Here is an 18,067-nt window from a genome sequence, read left to right as displayed (position 1 = left end):
GTCGCACATATTGATCAGGATCGACGCCTGTGCGCGCTTCATCGGGGTACCAGCGGGTCACCCGTTCCAGGCCTGGATCCAGCTCAAAGCTCAGCACGGGCATCCAGGCATAAACCTCGACAAAAGCACGGCTACGCAGTTGCCAGGCGGCACGGTTGAATAGATCGGCGCGCACTGGCAAATGCCGATTGGGAAAGTACAACTCTCGAACCAGGCCGTCACCCTCGGGGTCGGCGAACGCCTGAAGAAAGACCGTGTTGACCCCAAGGTTGGCCACGCGCTGCACCAACTGATCCAGGTTGCGTTCCATTTGCTTGGGATCGGCATCGTATACGTAGTCCAGATCCACATGCGCAACCCGCATCTCCTTTTTGTTTTCCATATTGATAACGGCCCGGGCAAAGCTGCCCAGCGGGGGGTCGTTCGCAATCAGCAGCCGGGGCACGTTCATCGGCTGGTCGATCGAAGCCAGGCTGTTTTCCAGCGTCAGCGACATCTGGTAGCCGTTCTCCCGAACAATCTCCAGGGCGCGCCCGTTCGCTTCGCCGTAAGGCCAGACCCAGACTCTGGGCGGTTTGCCGGTGGCGTGTTCAATTTTTTGCGTGATGCTTTTGACATCCTCACGCAAGCGCTTCTCAAACGAGGCCTGTGATTCATAAGCTCCTGTCTTTGGGTCGTATTTCCGAATGGCCGCTGCCGGTTGTTCATTACCTTGCGGGTTGGCCGGTATCCCATAGTGCAGCGCATCAGTATGCGCACCGATCTCCACCAGCCCCGAACGCGAGATCTCGACGATCTGACTCCATGTCAGAAAGCGGTTTCGCGCTACCGGTTTGCCGCCGAAGTTGACAGTCTCAGCATCAGGTGTGTCCACCCATGTGCCCACCGGGGCGAGCAGGGCGGGCCACTGGAAGCTGCGCAGTAGGGGCAGCACGCGAGTGTAAAAACTGCGGTAGCCGTCGTCGAAGGACAGCAACACAGCCTGGTTAGGCAAAGCAGGCCCGCCCCGTTTGGCAGCCAGTATCTGCTCGATTGATACTGGCTGATAGCCGTTATCGCGCAGCCACGAAAACTGCTCAACAAGATGGTCGGTTCGTACAGACAGAAAGGTCTGGTCAGGATCCTGATCCTCGATATCGTGATAGGCCAGCACCAGATAATGATTATGTGGCCAAGGCTGTTCGGACTTGTTCAGGGGCCGCTGGTCGGGGGGTACGAACGTCACCTGCCTTCCTGCGCAGCCGGCCACGATCAGCACCGAGCAAAGCAGCAGGGCAAGACGACACAGGTAAGGGGAATGAAAGGCCATTTGTATTCTCAGAATCTAATTTGCAGGTCAAACATGACGCGCGCTTCGCGTTCGCGCTGACCGTCATAGGGGCGGCTGACGCCGGTGATGCTTATGCCCGCATCAAACATCTCGTCATGGCGGTATCGCAGGCCGTATCCAACGGCAGCGATGGCTCCTGAGCCATAGCCGCGCTGAGCGTATAGGCCGGCGCCCACCATGAACCGATGCTCAAGCACGGTGTCGTAGCGTCGGTACAAAGTGTGAGTCAGCGCCAACGCGGGCAGTACTGTCAGATCGGCGCGTGGATTGAAGTAGGGCGTTTCAGCGTGAGTATTGTGGGAAGCACCAATGTCCACCAAGGCATCCAGCTTCAAATGAGGCGCGGTGTACAGGCGCTCTCGACCCGACACGGCAAACTCAAGGCGTCGGTTACCGTCACTGAACTTCGTAGGCGAGAAGGTAAGCCGCCATTCACGTCGTTCGCTCTGGCGCCAGTTGACGTAGGCGTCCAGCCGGTTGGCGGTAATATTATTGGCCAGTGCCTTTAATGGAACCTCTCGCGTGCGAAACGACGCCTGACCGCCGATTTGCCATTCATCATTCAGGTCGTATGCGACCAGGGCGCGTACGCCGACTTTTGCACCGTGCCCATAATGGTTCGAAGATGCCTCCAGTTCGGCGGTCAGGTTGCGGCCACGCCATTCTGCGCCCACCCGGTACCAGTGGTAATCGGCTTCGACATCTTCGAATTCGGCGGTGGCGTACCCGCCCCCGGCAAACCCACGCCAGTTGTAGCCGATCGGCGCGGTATAAAGCACCGTGTCCAGACGCAGGTCGCCATCACCGGCCACCGGGCTGTCCGAAGCCAGACCTACCTGACCGCTCACGCGTAGCTCCGCACGGTTATGCCTGTCCCAGTCGCGCACGAGGCGCCTGACCTGAGCATCTTCGGGGTGCTTGTAAGCAATGCTTTCTATCAGCGTTTCAGCCTGCCGCCATTCGCGCAACGCCATCGCGGCCTTGCCCTGTTCGGCAACAACATCGAGCGCCCTGGGGGCACTGGTTTCAGCGAGCTTCAGTTCGCGCTCCGCGCGCCTGGGCCAGCCGCGGGCCAGATACACCTCTGCCAGCGCGCTGCGCAACCCTGAGTGTCCCGGAGCCTGGGCCACCAGATGCTCGAGCATTTCCTGAGCTTTGGCCGGGTCATCGGCGTAATGGTAGGCCAGGGCGGCGTGTTGATTGGCCGCCAGGTTCAGATCGTTCGGTTGGGGCAACGGCGTGCCTTTTTGGCGGAGCCAGGCGGGTTGCTCTTGCAGGGCCACCGACATGACATTCTTCGCCTGGTCGAACTGTTCAGACTCGACTAAAGAATAGAACAGCCCCGACTGGTGGCTAAGACGTACGGCGGGGTCGACCTGAATAGCCCGCTCTGCATTGAGTATTTCCAGATACAGATCAGCCGCCTTTTCAGGTTGGCGCTGATCCAGGTAGGCCGACGCCACATGGCCCAAGGCATAGCTGGGTACCACGACGCCCTGAGCTTTCAAGGCCTCGTATTCACTGACCACCTCGTCCGTGCGCGCGCGGGCATGCAGGGCGATGAGGCGATCAATGCGTGCCCGAGGCACCTGCCCGGGCAAGTCCTGCGGCGCAGGTGGCTTGCTTGCGGCCAGTTCCTGATAAGCATCCAGCGCACGATCGGCCACGGAAAAACGATCTTTTTCTTGCCGCGAAGGTCTGGACGCCAGCCGTGTCAGCTCGGCGGCGCGATCCGCCTCTAATGAGTACATGCGTTCGGGCGATATCTGGCTCGAATGGGCTTGTGCCGTTCGCAGTGCTGCATCGGCCAAGCCTGCCATGGTCAGCGCGTGAAGATACTCGTCTACGACGTCGGGGCTATCGGGTGCTATCGTGTAGGCCTTGGTGGCGGCCTCAAGGGCGGCATAAGGCTCATTATTGAGGCGATAGGCATAGCTTTTGACCAAGTAACTGTGTGCATCGCGCGGCCTCAGTTTGACCATGGTCTGCGCATTGACCAAAGCCTGGCTCGTGTCCCCCGAGTCCGCAAGCACCAGGGTTTCGCCCAGCGAAAAAGCGCGGTCATCGGGAAAGCGCCGCTTGCCTTCACGGTACAAGGACAACGCCATCGGCCATTGGCGCGCGTCGCGATAGGCTCGTGCGACTGCAGCGAGTGCGGCGCGAGGCAGGGGCAATGCTTGTGGCGGCAGTGCCTGGTGGATATCTATCACGTTCTGGTAGCGTCCGGCCCATCCGGCGATAATCAGCTGATCATGCTTGATGCGTTGATTATCGGGCTGCAACTGACCTTGACGCGCCAGCCAGTCCAGCGCCCAGTCGTGGCGACCGTTGCGGGCCTGCTCGATTACGTATTGGTACTCTTGCGCCGAAGAAAGCGTTTGCCCATGCGTCGGCAGGGCTGCGGCAGTCAGCAGCGCGAACAAGATGCAGTTCAAAAACTGGCCGGAGCCTGCAATCGGCCGTGCCGCGGATGAGCATGTTTTATTATTGCGGACGGCACGGCACATGAGCTTTTTCCTCTGTTGTTCCAACCCTTTCACAAAATGTTAGACAGAATGAAACAGTCCGGCATGAGACGTATGGCGGACTGAGTGCAGGAAAGATGGATTAATACGGCCGGCCTTCAGACAGACAGCTGTGACACAAGATGAAAAAACTGTGCTAGAATCACGTTCTTTATTCGGGGCGTAGCGCAGCCTGGTAGCGCACTTGCATGGGGTGCAAGGGGTCGAGTGTTCGAATCACTCCGTCCCGACCAAGAATACCCCAAAAAACAAGGGCTTACAGAACGTTTTCTGTAGGCCCTTGTTTTTTCTAGGCGGCGCGGTGGTCAGTGCCGTTGCAACTAAGTTTTGCGCCTTACCTGCCGTAAGCCATATGTATAAGCACTGTTGCAAACTTTTGGCGTCGGCATGAATCCCTCAACTCTCATCGGTATTTTGGCCAGCGTCATTTTGCTGGGCGTTGTGCTGTTCTTTTCCACGGAAGATCCCGCTCGCTTCATCGACTTGCCCGGCCTGGGCATTGTGCTGGTCGGTACTTTGGCGGCTACGTTCATCAGCTATCCGCTAAAAGAAGTAATGCGTATTTTCGGGCTGATCGGCACGGTCATGCGTAACGAGCGCATGTATGCACAGCACGACATAGAAGAACTGGTCGCTATCTCGAGAATCTGGATGACCGGTGACATTACGAAGGTGGAGCAGGCGCTGGACCAAGTGTCGAACCCGTTTCTGAAAACCGGGGTGCAATTGATTATCGACATGACGCCCGAGCAAGACATTATCGACCTGCTGCAGTGGCGTATTTCGAAACTGCGCGCCAAAGAGCACGCCGAAGCTCAGTTGTTCCGCACCATGGCCGGCTATGCCCCGGCATTCGGCATGTTGGGTACCCTGGTCGGCCTGGTCAATTTGATGTTCATGTTGGGCGACGGCGACCTGACCGCCATTGGCCAGCAAATGTCATTGGCCCTCATGACCACGCTTTACGGTATTTTGTTGGCCAACTTGCTGTTCAAACCCATTGCCGTCAAGCTTGAGCGCCGCACCGAAGAACGTGTGGCGCTTATGAATATGATTATGCAGGGTTTGTCGATGATGAGCCAAAAGCGGGGCCCGGCCTTTATGCGCGAAACGATGAAAACGTTCATGGCCGATTATGAAGATGAACTGAATGACAGAAACAACGGCACAGCGCTTCAGACCGACAACCCGCCGGCACAAACTGCGGTCGATTCCGAGGCGCGGTCATGACCTCAGACCCAGTTTCGGGCCCCACCCTGAGCGAGACAGCGGCACAACGCAAACGTGCGTTCGCACAGAAACAGGCGTTACGGCTAGAGGTGGCGGGCGCCGTTGCGCGTCGAGGTGTACACAGCAAAAGATGGCACTTCGAGCCGCAGTTCACCGAACCCACTGAAAATTGGCTGATTACGTATCTTGACGTGATCACCCTGTTGCTGGTGTTGCTGCTGGTGATGCTGACCATGGCGGGCGACGGCGCGGGTGAGCAACGCGAAGCCGATCATCACCCGGTCGACGGCGTCTTGTCACTTCATGCATCCAACCCCTTGTCCGGCGGCTCGGTAATACCTGTCCCGGGAGCGAACAAGGTCGAACGTGTGCAAGATCTTACCCAAGGTTTGAACCTGGACAATTTGGGCGACGATGTCGATATTATCCTGAATGAAAAATCAGTCAGCTTCCGCATCAATAGCGAAATTCTGTTTGGGTCGGGTGAAGCCCGGCTTAGCGTTGGTGGGCTCGAAGTGTTGCAACGCCTGGCGCACAGCGTAAAAAACAGCCCACACACCGTTACCATTGAAGGTCACACCGACTCCATTCCCATCCGCAGCACTCGCTTTCCGTCAAACTGGGAGCTGTCCAGCGCTCGGGCCGGCAGCGTGGTGCGTTACCTGGAAGCCAACGGCATCGCCAGCCAGCGTCTGCGTGCCATCGGCTACGCTGACACCCGGCCCTTGGCCGACAATGACACCTCTGCCCATCGCGCCTTGAACCGACGCGTGGAATTGTTGCTGGAACTGCCCGCAACACTGGCTGAACCCAAGCCTTGATACCTCTGTCATAAGCTGCCTGAGCAGCGCTCAAAAGCAGGCTCGGCCATGGCAATTTGCCAATGGCATGGTTTTGGGCCACTGCGCGGCGATGTTACCCTTTATCAGGTTATATCCCGGGCGCGGCCGTTTGCCGGTCCGTGGCAGCCAAGACAAGGAGGTTGGTGTTGAACCGTCGCAACGATAGAGACATTTACAGCGTTCGGGCGCGAACGGCATTGTTAAGCCTGGTTTTTTTCATGTTCTCAGCGTTTGTCGTGCTTGCTGCGGCGCAGGCGCAAACGCCCGGCTCCTCGCCGCTTTCGGGCGATGCCTCCGCTTCACAGGACGCCTCCGGCAAAGAGGCGGTCTCCGAGGCTCCTTCCTATGCGGCGTTGGCCGACCTGCTCGAAAACGAGAGGTCACGCAAAGCGCTGATTGCACAACTGCGCGATTTGGCCGGTGAGCAAGGCGATGCAGCCGCAGCAACGGCGGAGCAGGCTGCCAATGCACGGTTGCGCGAAATGGCCGACCCATTGGGGGGGCTGGCCGGAGCACTTCAGGCATTTGCCGTCGGTCTGGCACAAGATTTTTCGCAGACGGCCGAGACGTTGCAAGGGCTTTTTGCCGGTAAGGGCATTCCAGGCATGACCGCCGAGCAATGGCGTTCTCGCTTGCTGAACCTGGTTCTGGTCATTGCGGCAACCTTGGCGGCATTCGTTTTTTTCCGACTGGTAGCCGGGTGGTTCTTTCGTCGCCTGGACGCCTGGGTGCAGCGAAGCCAGGGCGCGCCCACCGCCGCCGCTCGATCCTATCCATTCAACCGATCGCTGCGACTCACTCCGCGAGTGGGCGCAATTGTGGGCGCCCTGGCCATTGATGCCGGGGCCGTGTTGCTGGCTTCGGTGGCCGGCTACGGGCTGGCATTGTTCATACAAGAGCAATGGCGTACCTCAATCTTGCTGGCTTTGGTCTTTGTCAGCGCTTTCGTTGCCGTAGAGCTCGCCCGCTCGTTGTGCCGGGCCGTTTTTTCCGAACGCCATCCGCATCTTCGGCTGTGGCGCATGGACAATGAACCGGCCAGGTACTGGAGCGCATGGCTCCAGCGTGTTCTCAGCATCACCGGCTACGGCATGCTGGTGGCCGTGCCCGTCGCAAGTCAGATGCTGACCCCATCGGTGGGTCAGCTTATGGGGCTGTTCATCATGCTGGGGGTGTATGTGTATGCGCTGCGGGTCATCTGGACCAAGCGCAGCGATGTACGCCACCGCCTCGAACAGCGCGCCGTGAGTGCTTCGAATGCGTTCTTTTCAACCCTTTACCGCATTGCGGGCCGGTCATGGCATTGGGTGGGGCTGGCTTATTTCACCGCGCTTCTGGTCGCCACTCAGGTCGATCAGCAACAGGCGTTGCCCTTTATGGCACAAGCAACACTAAGAACACTGATCGTTGTGGGTATTGCCACCCTGTTGGCGGCAGCGCTGTCATCATTGACGACGCGTCGCATCACGCTTTCAACCGAGCTGCGCAGCCGGCTTCCGTTGCTGGAGCGTCGGCTGAACTCCTATTGGCCCGGGGCCATTCGCCTGATGCGCGGGATCATTCTGGTCGTGTCGCTACTGCTGGTACTCGATGCATGGCGCGCGTTCGATCTCTCGACGTGGCTTTATTCGCCCGAGGGACGCAACACAATTTCCACCCTGGTGCATGTTGCGGTCATATTGCTGTTGGCCATGGGAATCTGGACAGTGGTGGCCAGCATTATTGAAAGCCGCCTGAATGACAACCCGACGTCGGGCCGCACCACCGAAAGGCAAAAGACGCTGCTGTCGCTGTTTCGCAGCGCGGCGCTGGCCGTCATTGTGACCATGACGGTGCTTGTGGTCCTATCGCAAATCGGCGTCGATATCGGCCCGCTCATTGCCGGTGCGGGGGTGGTGGGCCTGGCCATAGGCTTCGGTGCGCAGAAGCTGGTGCAAGATGTGATCACCGGTGTTTTCATACAGCTTGAAAACGGTATGAACCACAATGATGTGGTCGAGGTGGCGGGAATTTTCGGCACTGTCGAAAAGATCACCATTCGTTCCGTCGGCATTCGCACGCTGGACGGCGGCTATCATCTGATTCCTTTTTCGGCCATCGACAAAGTGTCCAATCACATGCGCGATTTCGGCTACCACTATGGCGAGTACACCATCGCCTACGGAGCCGATGTCGACGAAGCCATCCGCCATTTGCACGAGGCGTTCGAAGAATTCATGCAAGATCCCGAGCTGGCTGGCATGGTGATGGACAAAATCGAGATCCCCGGGGTTACGGCCTTGCACGAGCGCGGCTACAACATCCGGGTACTGATCAAAACGGTTCCCGGCCTGCAATGGGCGGTTCAGCGCGGCTTCAATAGGCTGGTGCGCAAGCGCTTTGCTGAAGCCGGCATCGATCTGCCTTATCCGCAAACAGTGCTGCATTTTGCCAACCCGCAAGCCGGCGATACCCAGGTTGCAGGCAGTTAAGGTGGCAAGGGGTATCAACCCACCTGAAAGTGTGATTCGGGATAACGCACGCGGCTGCCGCGCTGGGTACTGAGACTGTAGATCAGGGTCAGTGGCCCCAATCGCCCGACGAACATCAGCACAATCAGCAATGTGTGGCTGGGGGTCGAAAGGCTGGGCGTCAGGTTTCGGCTGGCGCCGGTCGTGCTCAGCGCCGCGATCACTTCGAAAGCAAGGTCTAGAAATGGCGCTTTTTCGAAGATGCAAATAAGCAGGGTGGCGGTGAAGGCCAGTGCTGCAGTAACCAGAAGCAGAGCCAGCGATTTCTGAACGATGTCGGGCGCGATGGTGCGCTTGAACAGCACAATCTCGCGATGACCCCGTATGTAAGCCCAGGCTGCCGCCAGCAAGACAACGAAGGTACCCACCTTGATGCCGCTGGCCGTACTTAGTGAGCCCCCGCCAATGAACATCAGCAGCATCAATACCAGTGCGGTACTGTCTTGTATGCGGGCCAGATCAATGCTTTGAAAACCGGCTGTTCGCGAGGCAACGCTTTGCAGCCAGGCGGTAAGGGCCTGCGTGGGTACAGGCATTTGACCTAGTGTGTCGGGGTTGTTGTGCTCGAGCGCCCAGATCAATACAAAGCCAAACAGATTAAGCAGTAGGGTGGCCAGCAAAATAATACGGGTATAGGAGCTTAGCAAGCTGAATTTGCGCTTGTTGCGGATGTCGGCCAATACCGAAAAGCCAATGCCGCCCAGAATGATCAGGGCGGTAGTCACCAAAACAGTAATTGGATCACTCAAGTGGCGGCTCATATGGGTGGCCGCCAGCGCCATTCCGCCGTTATTGAACGCCATAATGGTGTGAAACAAGGCTTCGATCAATGCATCGGGAAAGCCCGCCCCGGGCAGCCACCATGCGGTCAATATCACAATGCCTATTATCTCGATCACGGCAGTCAGCTTAAATACCGCAAAAGCCGTTGACCTAATTTTTGAAACGCTGGTTTGATTGAATGCTTCCAGTGCCACCGCCTGATACTGCAGTGCAACCTTCTTGCCCAACGACATCGCGGCCACCACCGCAAAGGTGACAAACCCCAGTCCGCCAATCTGCACCAGCGCTGCAACCACGCCATAACCGAAAGGGCTCAACTCAGTACCGGGCTCCAGTATGCTAAGGCCCGTAACGGTTACCGCGGACGTTGCTGTGAACAATGCCGTGAAAAAACCTAAGGGCTTGTCGGCGGCGAAAGGCAGGGACAACAAACCTGCTCCGAGCAATATAAATAGAATAAAGCCGCCCGCCAGCACCATGGGTGGGCTCGCGCTGAATACGCCGGCCGAGCGTAGACGCTTGTATGAGCCGTAGTCAGGCCAGAGCTCGCGAAGGCGCATGCTGTGGAGTCCTTTGGTTTGTGGGTCTAGGCCAATTTAGGGGCAATGGCCTTGAGGGCGTTTAGCTGACCCAGCAGCACCAGTATGTCGTTGCCGTGCAAGGCGAACTCCATGCCCGGATGTACGGTGATGTCCGCGCGCCGCTTTACCAGCAACACCTGCAGAGGCGAAGGTGTGTCACGCAGGAAGCGGCTTATGGGTGCGCCTTCGAGTTGTTTGCTGACATGGATTTCTACAATGAATTCCCCGTTGCCCAGCGAAATGTAATCTTCGACCATAGGGTAACTCAGTGCCTGCGCCACGCGTATGCCCATTTCTTCTTCGGGATGAATAATGCGTTCGACGCCCAGCTTGTTCAGGATAAGGTGATGGGCGTGCGACGAGGCCTTGACCCATATTGCCTTGACCCCAAGGCTTTTAAGGTGCACGACGCATAGCAGGCTGGTTTGAATGTCAGACCCTATGGCCACCAGGACAACATCGTAGCTGTCCAGGCCCAGCTCCTCCAGCGCTTGCTTGTCGGTGACGTCGGCGATCACGGCGCGTGTCAGTTCGTCGGCATATTGTGTTACGAGCTTGCTATCGGCATCGACACCCAGTACCGAATGACCCAGCTTGACCAGCTCTTGTGAGGCGGCCGAACCGAATCGGCCCAGGCCCATTACTGCAAATTGCGCCATGTTTTACCGCCTAAAATTAATTTGAATGAGTATATCGGGGCGAACTGTGTTAATTTTATAGATACTAGGGTTTACCTTAATATAGATTTCATACATGACCAGCTTGTTCGATCCCATTCGGTTGGGCGCTGTATCGCTTAGCAATCGCATCGTAATGGCGCCCCTCACGCGCACCCGCGCGGCACCCGGGCGTATTCCCAACGAACTCATGCGCCAATATTACTGCCAGCGGGCTACTGCCGGGCTGATTCTTACCGAGGCCACCTCGGTTTCGCCACAGGGTGTCGGATACCCCAACACGCCCGGCGTCTGGTGCCATGCCCAGGTCGAGGGCTGGAAAAAAATCACCAAGGCCGTTCACGACAAAGGCGGCAAAATATTTTTGCAGCTTTGGCACGTCGGTCGGGTTTCTGACCCCGAACACCTGAACGGCGAAATTCCTGTGGCGCCCAGTGCCATCCCTTGCGAGGGGCACGTGAGTTTGCTCAGGCCAAAGCGCGAGTACGTCGTGCCCCGTGCCTTGCAAGCAGATGAAATTCCCGGCATTGTGGCCGACTTTGCGCAGGCCGCCCGTAACGCCAAGGAGGCCGGGTTTGACGGTGTCGAGGTACACGGCGCCAACGGCTACCTGATCGACCAGTTTTTGCATGACGGCTCTAACCAGCGTACCGACGAGTACGGTGGCTCGGTGCAGAACCGGGCCAGGCTGTTGCTCGAAATTGTCGATGCGTGCGTGGGCATCTGGTGCGCCGACAGGGTGGGGGTGCATCTGTCGCCCCGCGGCACTGCCCACTCAATGAGTGATTCCAACCCCGAAGCGCTTTTCAGTTATGTTGCAGAGCAATTGGGCAAGCGCAAATTGGCGTTTCTTTTTGTACGCGAAGCAGCCGGGTCAGGTAACCTGTTGGCAGCGATCAAGCAGTTGTTCGCAGGGCCGGTCATTGCCAACGATGGTCATGACCAGCAAAGCGCCAAACAGCTGCTTGAGTCCGGTTTGGCCGATGCGGTGGCGTTTGGTCGGGCCTACATCGCCAACCCCGATCTGGTGCGCCGTCTGCGCGAAAACGAACCCCTTAATGCTTGGGATCCATCCACCTTTTACGCCGAGGGGCCAAAAGGATACACTGATTACCCCTGTCTTTCGGCATCGGCCTGCCAAGCGCACGAACTTTCCACGTGAACGTTCGCTTTGCTGTCAACTGGCGCTAGCCTGAAATCGGATAGCAAGCGTATGATGCACCCATGATGATCAGGTGGAGAAACAGCATGAAATCGTGGATGGCATTTTCGGCAGTGCTATTGCTTGCCGGATGTTCGTTAGGCATAAGGTCCGACGGTAGTTCGCCGAGCGTGACCTACACCGTGCCCCACAGCTATCAGGTGGTGTATATGCGTGCTCAGCATCAGGCCAACGAATGTCAGTATGGCAATAGCACGTATAACGTTCAAAGTAATATCGATTCCACGATGCGCACCGGCGTCGTGTCGGTGACCGACCCGGTGCTGGGCATCGAAGTGGCACGCACCACGCTCAAGTCGGTCGACACTCAGCATACCGAAGTAACGCAGACGGTTTCAGGCAAGGGTTCGTGGAACCAGGACGTGCTCAACGCCATGCAGCAGTCAGTGCGCATGGATGCTTCAGTGTGTTTTGTCTATAAGTAAAATAAATACGCAGCGAACCTAACCATAAAAACAAACGGCCGGGGTCAGCTCAACCCGGCCGCTCGCTTTTCAGACGCTTTGCTGGCCGGTACGCTTGCGCCGCACTATTTTGAACGTGGCGCTGGCTGTTGCCAGCAGCTTCCCGTTTAAATCAAGCGCTTGCCCTTCGCAAAAAGCCAGCGAAGCGCCTATTCGCAGGCATCGCGCCTCGATGATAACCTCGCCGCGAGCGGGCTCCAGAAAATGGGTGGTCATGTCGATGGTGGCCATACCCGTGCCTGGCTCATGGGCACGCGCAGCGGCACTAAGGGTGAAGTCGAGCGCGCTCATCAAGGCTCCGCCATGCACATCCCCCCGGCTATTGGCCAGATCGGCTCGGTAAGGCAGACGAGTGCGGGCCGATTCTGTCGTCAGTTGCTCGGGAACCAGCCCTATAAATGCCATGTAGGGAATATTCAGGCCGAAGTAATCGGGCGAAGCGTTGTCGGGCTGATCGGCACGTGTTTGCTGCTGGGGGCTCATGGGTTAAGGCGCGCCTTGACTTGAGCCGATACCGCCGACATGTCGGCCTTGCCGGCCAGTGAGGCTTTTAGCAGACCCATGACCTTGCCCATGGCGGCCGGGCCGCTGGCGCCTTCGGCGCTGACTTGTGCAACGGCCTGGTCGATTGCTGCTGCGATCTGAGCAGGGTCGGCCTGCTCGGGAAGGAACTCTTGCAACACCAGTACTTCGGCCTTCTCTTGCTCTGCGGTTTCAATGCGGCCGGCCTGCTCGAATGCCGCGATGGACTCGCGTCTTTGCTTGATCTGTTTTTCGATGATGGCGGTGATTTCAGCGTCGTCCAGTTCGCGCCTTTCATCGACTTCTTTTTGCTTTATTGCGGCTTGCAGAAAGCGCAGTGTGGACAAACGTGCACTTTGCTTGGCACGCATGGCGGCTTTGACGGCGTCACCGAATTGGGCTTTGAGCGTATTGCTCATGATTATTCCTGATATTTGAATGGCGCCTGGCGCCTATTGAAGGGCTGCGGCATGCGACAGCGGAAATGCAAGGCTGAAGCATGTGCGGTGATTTTATTTTAGCCCACCCCAAAAGCGGGCCGGTCAGGCCGATGCCTGGCGGGTGTGGCGGCCGGGCTCAGTGGAAATCGCGACTTGTAATGGCTAAAGAGCCCAGCAGGGCGCTTAGATCGACCAGCCGGCCAGCCATCAGGTGGCAGACATCCCCCTGGCGTTGCCAGGACCCATACACCCCCATCAGTCGCGATTGCAGCAGGGGCAAGCGCTGGTGCTCGGCTATCTGAGGGCGAACAATAACGTTGACAATGCCTGTTTCGTCTTCGAGGCTGACAAAAATAACACCGTTTGCGGTTTGAGGGCGTTGACGCATGGTGACCAGGCCGCAGGCCTTGGCCAGCCGTCGGTCGGGGTAATGGGCAAGCTGCGCCGCGCTGGCAAAGCGCTGAAGCTGTGGCAGATTGCGCAGCAGAGCCAGCGGATGGCTGCGCAACGAAAGTCTCAAAGACTGGTAATCGGCCACAACTTCGCTGCCTTCGGAGGCGGCCGCCAATACAGGTGTGTCGGTTTCGTGAATGGGCGCCGAGTGTAAAAGGCCTTTTAGGGGCGGGCTGGCGGCGCTCCAACGTGCCTGGCGCCGGTTGCCGCTGATTGCGCGCAAGGCATCGGCGGCGGCCAGACGGTCAAGATCGCTGCGATCCAGCCCTGCTCGCTGAGCCAGGTCGTGCAAATCGCAAAAGGGGCCTTGGGCTCGGGCGGCCTCAATACGCAAGCCTGTTTTTTCGGGTAACCCTTTAATCTGGTTAAGCCCCAGCCTGACGGCAGGCCGACGGCAGACGTTAAGTGAACCCTGTTGGTCAGGCAAGACCAGGCTGGTTTCCCATGAGCTGGTGGTTACATCAACGGGCAAAACCTGCACCTGATGACGCCGGGCGTCTTGCACGAGCTGGCTGGGCGAATAAAAACCCATGGGCTGGGAATTGAGCAAGGCTGCCAAAAAGGCCTCGGGCTCGTGACACTTGAACCAGGCGCTAAAGTAGGCCAGCTTGGCAAAGCTGGCCGAATGGCTTTCGGGGAACCCGTATTCGCCAAAGCCTTCGAGCTGTTTAAAAATGGCCTCGGCATAATCTTGTTTGTAGCCATTTTTTCGCATGCCTTCGGTCAGCTTGGCATGAAAAGGCGCAATTCCGCCTTTGCGGCGCCAGGCCGCCATAGAACGACGCAGTTGGTCAGCTTCGCCCGGCGTGAAGCCGCCGGCGGTGATGGCGATTTGCATGGCCTGCTCTTGAAAAATAGGTACGCCCAAGGTGCGCTTAAGGACCTGTTCGATTTCCGGGCTGGGGTAGTCTTCGGCTTCGAGCTTTGCGCGCCTGCGCAAATAGGGGTGCACCATGCCGCCTTGTATGGGGCCGGGCCGAACTATGGCAACCTGTATGACCAGATCGTAAAACTTTTCGGGTTTAAGTCGGGGCAGCATGCTCATTTGCGCACGTGATTCGATCTGAAAAACCCCAATGGTGTCGGCCCGGCGAATCATCTCGAAGGTGAGTTCGTCGTGGGTGATCTCGTTCAGCGCAAACGGCCGACCACGGCGTGCCGCGGTAAAGGCCAGCATGTGGTTCAACGCTGACAGCATGCCCAGTGCCAGGACGTCTACCTTCATGATGCCCAGCGCATCAAGGTCGTCTTTGTCCCATTGAACGACACTGCGTTCGGGCATGGCGGCATTTTCGATGGGCACCAGCCTTGAAAGAAGCCCATCGGCCATGACAAACCCGCCCGGATGCTGCGAAAGGTGGCGAGGAAACCCCCGCAAGGTCTGGGCCAGCCAGGCCCATAGCCTGGCCAGGCGAGAATCAGCACCCAGCCCTTGTTCAGCTATTTTTTGAATCAGCTCGTTCTTGCCGTCCCAGTAACCGCAGGAACGAACCACCTTCTCGATTAAATCGGGCTCCACCCCCAGGGCCTTGCCGGTATCGCGCAGTACGCTGCGGGTGCGATATGTAATGACTACGGCGGCCAGGGCCGCTCGCATGCGTCCGTATTTGCGATAAATGTACTGAATGACTTCTTCGCGGCGCTGGTGCTCGAAATCGACGTCGATATCGGGGGGCTCGTTACGCTCGACACTGATGAAGCGGGCGAATAGCGAGTTGCCGTCTTTGGGGTCGACCTCGGTAATATGAAGACAATAACAAACAGCCGAATTGGCGGCCGAACCCCGACCCTGACAAAGAATTCCTTGTTCGCGCGCGAACCTGACAAGGTCGTAAACGGTAAGAAAGTAGGGCTCATAGCGCAGCGTGGCAATAATGGAAAGTTCGGTTTCGATTTGCGCCTGGACCTTGGGCGGTATGCCGTCGGGGTAGCGCAAACGTGCTCCGGCCAGGGTCTCTTGGCGCAAGTATGTAGCGGCGCTTATGCCTTGGGGAATGATCTCGCGCGGGTATTCATATTTGATGTCATCAAGACTGAAACGGCATTGGCGGCTGATGAGCATGGTTTGTGCCAGAGCCTCGGGCGAGTACAGTTGCAGCAGCCGAACGCGGCTGCGCAAGTGGGACTCAGCATTGGCAGCAAGCGCAAAACCGCAATGCGCGATGGGCTTGCGCAAGCGAATGGCGGTTAACGTGTCGTGCATGGGCTGGCGGGCCCGGCTGTGCATATGGACCTGGCCGATGGCAACCACCGGTATGCCTAGTTCTTGCGCCGCTTGTTGCACAATGCCTGCATGCCGGGCGTCGTCTTCGTGGTGTTGCAGGCCAAGCCCCAGCCAGAAGCCTTGTGTAAATGCCTGGCTCAGCCGTTGCAATTGCTGGTAAAGCTTGTGGGGTTCGATGCCGTATTCGGGTTTGAAAACAATGAGGCAACCCGGCAGGCCGCGCAGGTGCTCTTGACCGCAAGGCGGCTGCACAATGTCAGATAACCCAAGCGCATATTGCCCTTTGGGCGTGTTGCGGGTTCGTGCCAAGGTAATGGTTTCGGCAAGGTTGGCATAGCCTTGGGCATTTTTAGCCAGGGCGATAACCTGCATTTCGTCCGGAGTGGTGGCATCAAGCCGAAAGCGACTACCAATAATCAATTGAATATCGTGTTCGCGCGCCTCGAGGTGCGCTCGCACTACGCCCGCCAGCGAACACTCGTCGGCCAGCGCCAAGGCCTTATAACCCAATGCGGCAGCGCGTCGGACCAGCTCGTGGGGGTGCGAAGCACCCTGCAGGAAACTGAAGTTCGATATGCAATCGAGCTCGGCATAATCTGGAAGAACAAAGCCGGATTGCATGGTATTACCCGAATAGGCCGTGCAAAAACCAACGGGCATCCATGGCGGCGCGTTGGCGGTAGATCCAGTAGCGTCTATGGCGGGCGTCTTGGGCAATGAAGTAATCGCGCTGCTGCTGCCCCTGGTTGCCCCACCAGCCGCTTTCGATGCGTTCGGGGCCCTTCAGCAGACGCAGGCGTTGCCCCTGATACACAGGGGTGTCACGTGCGGTGTGCAAAGCAAGCGGCGGGTCAAGCAACCAGAAAGGACGGGCATGTTCTTGCAATAGCGGCAAGGCCGGGTCGGATCGCATGGGGGCTTGCTTGCTGCAAGACCAGCCACAAGCAAGCCAGCGGTTGGTGGACTCGGGCAAATGACCGGCAACAGGCTGAGCTTGCAAAATGCGATCATTGCCCAGGCGCGCACGCAACAAATCGAGCAGACGGCTTTCTTGACGAGCCCATTGTGCGGGTTCGGGAAATAGGCTTTCGCTGCGCGCGGCACGTGTTTGTATCTGGTCTACGGTCAGTTCGACTGCAATAACATGCTCGGGCAAAACCAGGCGGTTCAGACGCTCGGCCAAGGCGGGTAAGAAATCGTCGGGCAACCAGGCTGCCTCTGACAGCACAAGGTCAAGCCCCGTGGCAGGCCGGGCAGAGCGTCCTTTTTCGTGGTGCAGCGCGAAAAGCAGCCGGGTTGTCGAATAGTGCCCCGCCTGAAGCCAGCCGCATAACTGTTCAATAAGCTTGCCGGCCACATTCAGGATGGCGTTGGTGTGCTCCAGACGATGCAGTGTGTCGTAGCGGCGCTGAAAGGTTGCAGGTGGCTTGACCCAAACCTGGGGCGGTGCATAAACGCCGTAGGCGGCATCAAGCGCTTGCATTACTTGCGGTTGCGTACGCTGCTGGAACCCTTTACGTGGTAAACGGCGCAATTGCCCCAGGGTATGGCAGCCCAGGCCTTCAAGCCATTCGAGCCAGGGAAGCAGGGCGGGCAGACAGTTTGCAGGCAAGGAATCAAGCCTGCGCGTTAGTGTGGCCGGTTCAAGCACGCGTCGCCGCCGGGTTTGGGTTTGCAGCGCCAATGCCCAAGCCCCTTGAGCCGTGGGTGCCATGGCCAGACGCACATTCAGGCCCAGGCCCTGCAGGGCTTGCTCTGATTTGCGCCATAGGGCTCGCGGCCCGCCGAACAAGCTCAGGCTGGCGTCGACCTGCATGGCCAATGAGTGTGAATCCAAAATCGTGATGTCGGGCGTATATTGCAACAAACAAAGTACGGCCTGCTGCAAGCCTTTGGCTTCGGCTTGAAGGTCTCGGTGACGCAAGAGCACTTGCGGTGCCTGCGCCTGTGCCGTGCCTTGGCGCATGCCCGGTAAAACGCCCGCTTGGCGAGCTGCCGGAGTGATTGCGCACACTTGGTCCTGGTCGAGAACGGCCGCAGCGTACTGTTTAATGTGCCAGTACGGAAAAACGGCGTCGAGACTGTGAAAAGGCAGATGAAGACTGATCCAGAGAGACATGGGATGCACCGATGCTGGAATAGGCGCGAGGGGAATGCAAGACAATGGGTATGGCGTGTTCGCAGACCGGCCCATTGCGTTTGGTAATAAACACCTGCACGCCCTGGGCGGCTGGTTGCAGGTTGAGCCTGAGCGGCGCAGCGCA

At 58.1% G+C, this 18,067-nt stretch carries 13 protein-coding genes and 1 tRNA gene; 6 read left to right on the top strand and 8 right to left on the bottom strand.

All coding sequences use genetic code 11. From position 1 onward, the window contains the following. The coding region (gene pgaB, locus VL003_RS08270) for a poly-beta-1,6-N-acetyl-D-glucosamine N-deacetylase PgaB (RefSeq protein ID WP_325441420.1) at positions 1-1,309 on the bottom strand (1,309 nt) is incomplete at its 3' end. Between the two features lie 8 nt (positions 1,310-1,317). Further along, on the bottom strand, positions 1,318-3,765 hold the full coding sequence (gene pgaA, locus VL003_RS08265; RefSeq protein ID WP_325441418.1) for a poly-beta-1,6 N-acetyl-D-glucosamine export porin PgaA: 2,448 nt from the start codon (positions 3,763-3,765) through the stop codon (positions 1,318-1,320). A gap of 246 nt (positions 3,766-4,011) precedes the next feature. Here pgaA and VL003_RS08260 point away from each other — a divergent pair. From VL003_RS08260 to VL003_RS08245, 4 genes are all read left to right on the top strand, one after another. Continuing rightward, a tRNA-Pro gene (locus tag VL003_RS08260) sits at positions 4,012-4,088 on the top strand. A 154-nt stretch (positions 4,089-4,242) separates the two neighbouring features. Next, positions 4,243-5,085, top strand: a complete 843-nt coding sequence (locus tag VL003_RS08255; RefSeq protein WP_325441416.1) for a motility protein A — start codon at positions 4,243-4,245, stop codon at positions 5,083-5,085. Next, positions 5,082-5,906: an OmpA/MotB family protein gene (locus VL003_RS08250; RefSeq protein WP_325441414.1), complete on the top strand. Its 825-nt coding sequence runs from the start codon at positions 5,082-5,084 to the stop codon at positions 5,904-5,906. The genes VL003_RS08255 and VL003_RS08250 overlap by 4 nt, the downstream gene beginning before the upstream one ends. 239 nt (positions 5,907-6,145) lie before the next feature. Next, positions 6,146-8,398 carry a mechanosensitive ion channel domain-containing protein gene (locus VL003_RS08245; RefSeq protein WP_325441412.1) on the top strand — a complete coding sequence of 751 codons (2,253 nt, stop codon included), beginning with the start codon at positions 6,146-6,148 and terminating at the stop codon, positions 8,396-8,398. A gap of 14 nt (positions 8,399-8,412) precedes the next feature. On the opposite strand, the gene VL003_RS08240 is transcribed toward VL003_RS08245, so the two are convergent. Further along, on the bottom strand, positions 8,413-9,780 hold the full coding sequence (locus VL003_RS08240; RefSeq protein WP_325441410.1) for a TrkH family potassium uptake protein: 1,368 nt from the start codon (positions 9,778-9,780) through the stop codon (positions 8,413-8,415). Between the two features lie 26 nt (positions 9,781-9,806). Further along, a complete protein-coding gene (locus VL003_RS08235) occupies positions 9,807-10,460 on the bottom strand; it encodes a potassium channel family protein (RefSeq protein ID WP_325441408.1) in 654 nt (217 codons plus the stop codon). A 94-nt stretch (positions 10,461-10,554) separates the two neighbouring features. Between VL003_RS08235 and VL003_RS08230 the strand changes: the two genes are divergently transcribed. Next, on the top strand, positions 10,555-11,640 hold the full coding sequence (locus VL003_RS08230; RefSeq protein WP_325441406.1) for an alkene reductase: 1,086 nt from the start codon (positions 10,555-10,557) through the stop codon (positions 11,638-11,640). An 86-nt stretch (positions 11,641-11,726) separates the two neighbouring features. Continuing rightward, on the top strand, positions 11,727-12,125 hold the full coding sequence (locus VL003_RS08225) for a BPTD_2524 family lipoprotein (RefSeq protein WP_325441404.1): 399 nt from the start codon (positions 11,727-11,729) through the stop codon (positions 12,123-12,125). Positions 12,126-12,194: 69 nt separating this feature from the next. Here VL003_RS08225 and VL003_RS08220 read toward each other — a convergent pair whose 3' ends face one another. From VL003_RS08220 to VL003_RS08205, 4 genes are all read right to left on the bottom strand, one after another. After that, positions 12,195-12,647 (bottom strand): PaaI family thioesterase, encoded by a 453-nt coding sequence (locus VL003_RS08220; RefSeq protein ID WP_325441402.1) that lies wholly within the window; start codon positions 12,645-12,647, stop codon positions 12,195-12,197. Beyond that, positions 12,644-13,108, bottom strand: coding sequence for a GatB/YqeY domain-containing protein (locus VL003_RS08215; RefSeq protein ID WP_325441422.1), 465 nt, complete (start codon positions 13,106-13,108; stop codon positions 12,644-12,646). Before VL003_RS08215 ends, VL003_RS08220 begins: the two co-directional genes overlap by 4 nt. Positions 13,109-13,262: 154 nt before the next feature. Further along, on the bottom strand, positions 13,263-16,424 hold the full coding sequence (locus tag VL003_RS08210; protein WP_325441400.1) for an error-prone DNA polymerase: 3,162 nt from the start codon (positions 16,422-16,424) through the stop codon (positions 13,263-13,265). A gap of 4 nt (positions 16,425-16,428) precedes the next feature. Continuing rightward, positions 16,429-17,922, bottom strand: coding sequence for a Y-family DNA polymerase (locus VL003_RS08205; RefSeq protein ID WP_325441399.1), 1,494 nt, complete (start codon positions 17,920-17,922; stop codon positions 16,429-16,431). Positions 17,923-18,067 lie beyond the last annotated feature (145 nt).

Origin of the sequence: Pusillimonas sp., from assembly GCF_035515275.1 — a bacterium.
GTDB lineage: Bacteria > Pseudomonadota > Gammaproteobacteria > Burkholderiales > Burkholderiaceae_B > Pusillimonas.
The sequence above is the reverse complement of the archived record's forward strand: the minus strand, read 5'-3'. Positions and strand labels throughout refer to the sequence as shown.

Coding starts and splice junctions, on each gene's coding strand:
- VL003_RS08255 (WP_325441416.1), top strand. CDS start 4,243: ATGAATCCCTCAACTCTCATCGGTATTTTGGCCAGCGTCATTTTGCTG.
- VL003_RS08250 (WP_325441414.1), top strand. CDS start 5,082: ATGACCTCAGACCCAGTTTCGGGCCCCACCCTGAGCGAGACAGCGGCA.
- VL003_RS08245 (WP_325441412.1), top strand. CDS start 6,146: ATGTTCTCAGCGTTTGTCGTGCTTGCTGCGGCGCAGGCGCAAACGCCC.
- VL003_RS08240 (WP_325441410.1), bottom strand. CDS start 9,780: ATGCGCCTTCGCGAGCTCTGGCCTGACTACGGCTCATACAAGCGTCTA.
- VL003_RS08235 (WP_325441408.1), bottom strand. CDS start 10,460: ATGGCGCAATTTGCAGTAATGGGCCTGGGCCGATTCGGTTCGGCCGCC.
- VL003_RS08230 (WP_325441406.1), top strand. CDS start 10,555: ATGACCAGCTTGTTCGATCCCATTCGGTTGGGCGCTGTATCGCTTAGC.
- VL003_RS08225 (WP_325441404.1), top strand. CDS start 11,727: ATGAAATCGTGGATGGCATTTTCGGCAGTGCTATTGCTTGCCGGATGT.
- VL003_RS08220 (WP_325441402.1), bottom strand. CDS start 12,647: ATGAGCCCCCAGCAGCAAACACGTGCCGATCAGCCCGACAACGCTTCG.
- VL003_RS08210 (WP_325441400.1), bottom strand. CDS start 16,424: ATGCAATCCGGCTTTGTTCTTCCAGATTATGCCGAGCTCGATTGCATA.
- VL003_RS08205 (WP_325441399.1), bottom strand. CDS start 17,922: ATGTCTCTCTGGATCAGTCTTCATCTGCCTTTTCACAGTCTCGACGCC.